The sequence below is a fragment of the Streptomyces sp. MB09-02B genome (genome assembly GCF_033794485.1).
In the GTDB taxonomy this organism is placed as follows: Bacteria; Actinomycetota; Actinomycetes; order Streptomycetales; family Streptomycetaceae; genus Streptomyces.
Genome location: NZ_JARGEE010000810.1, coordinates 1 through 1,730 on the forward strand (window position 1 = coordinate 1; position 1,730 = coordinate 1,730).

A 1,730-nucleotide genomic window follows, 5' to 3' on the forward strand; every position below is an offset into this window, starting at 1 on the left:
CGCCTTGGGGGGGTGCGGGTTCGTCGGCGGGTGCGGCTCCGGTGGGGGTTGCTCGCGCAGTTCCCCGCGCCCCTAAAAACTTCAGGCCCCCTGCGGGCCTGAAAGACCACGGCCCTGCGGGCCTGAAAAGCATGGGGCGCAGCCCCTGCTTTTCAGGGGCGCGGGGAACTGCGCGAGAAGCCCCCACCGGCCCGCGCGTGCCCACGTCGCCCCGGCTTCCGGACCGGCTGACGGGGGGCCGGCCGCAGGCCACGGCGGTTTTTCGCCAACCGTCGGTGCCGTCTGAAGTCCACCCTCACCACCGGTCTCCGGCCAAAGCCGAGCGCAGCGGAATCGCGGAACCCTTACGTCGGTGTGGGCGCGGAGCCTCGGAGAAGGTAGCGTGCATAGCGCGCCTGCGGCGGTTGTTCTCGGCCGCGCGCCTCTCGTTCATCCCGCAGAATGGATGACATAGGTGCGCCCGAGTGCGATCGGGCGCGGACGTCGACGCGGCCCCCTGGTCCGCTCCGTCCGCTCCCCTCGCCGAGGGAGGCGCACTCGTGAGACGGCGTAGGAGAGAAGCGATACCTGTGAGCGCAGCGACAACGCGAAGCCGCACCCCCGACCGTCTGTGCGCCGAGGCCGTCGACCTCGCCCGCTCCGCCGCCGAGGAGGCCGCCGCACCCGGCGTGGTGGGCGAACACGCGGGCCTCGTCTCCGAGGGCGACCGGGTCGTGACGCACTTCTTCGAGTGCAAGGAGATGGGCTACCGAGGCTGGCGCTGGGCCGTCACCGTTGCCCGTGCCTCCCGCGCGAAGTTCGTGACCCTGGACGAGGTCGTGCTGCTGCCCGGCCCCGACGCGCTGCTCGCGCCGGAGTGGGTGCCGTGGAGCGAGCGGCTCCGGCCCGGCGACATGGGCCCCGGCGATCTGTTGCCCACCGAGGCCGATGACCTGCGGCTGGAGCAGGGGTACTCCGGCGAGGACGAACCGCTGCCCAACTCCCCCGTGTCGCACGACATGGCCGAGTTGGTGGAGGCGGAGGACGCCGAGGTCACCGGCGGGGTGCCGGCGAACCTGCCGCTCGCGCCGAGCCGCGGGTCGATCGCCGCGGTCGCCGAGGAGCTGGGGATGCGCCGGGCGCGTGTCCTGTCCCGGTACGGGCTGCACACAGCTGCCGACCGGTGGGAGGAAGGGTTCGGGGCCAAGACCGCGATGGCGCAGGCCGCGCCCGCCGCGTGTGTGAGCTGTGGATTCCTCGTGCCGATCGGGGGGTCGCTCGGGCAGGCCTTCGGGGTGTGCGCGAACGAGTTCGCCCCGGCGGACGGGCGGATGGTGTCCCTGACGTACGGGTGTGGGGGGCACTCGGAGGCGGCGGTCATGCCGAAGCCGCCGCGGCCGGCTCCGCCGCGGCTGGACGAGACGCGGGTGGATCCCTTCCCGCTGCGGCCCGCGGCGGACTCCGGGTCGGTGCCGGTGGGGTCGGAGGAGACCGAGTCCGAGGCGGATCTGGGGCATTCGTAGCGGCGCGGGTTCGCTGAGTCCGCCGGTTCGCCTGATAGCTCGGGGGTACGGGTGCGTCGGCGGGTGCGGCTCCGGTGGGGCTTCTCGGGTAGTTCCCCGCGCCCCTGAAAGCATCAGGCCCCTGCGGAGCCTGGAAACTCACGGTCCTGCGGGCCTGAAAAGCATGGGGCGTAGCCCCTGCTTTTCAGGGGCGGGGGAACTGCGCGAGCAACCCCCACCCACCCGCAC

Annotated in this window: 1 protein-coding gene; it reads left to right on the forward strand. The window is 72.9% G+C overall.

Going from position 1 to position 1,730, the window contains the following annotated elements; translation table 11 throughout:
• Nucleotides 1-569: 569 nt before the first annotated feature.
• Nucleotides 570-1,502: a DUF3027 domain-containing protein gene (locus tag P1P70_RS44260; RefSeq protein ID WP_319248104.1), complete on the forward strand. Its 933-nt coding sequence runs from the start codon at nt 570-572 to the stop codon at nt 1,500-1,502.
• The last annotated feature ends 228 nt before the right edge of the window (nt 1,503-1,730 follow it).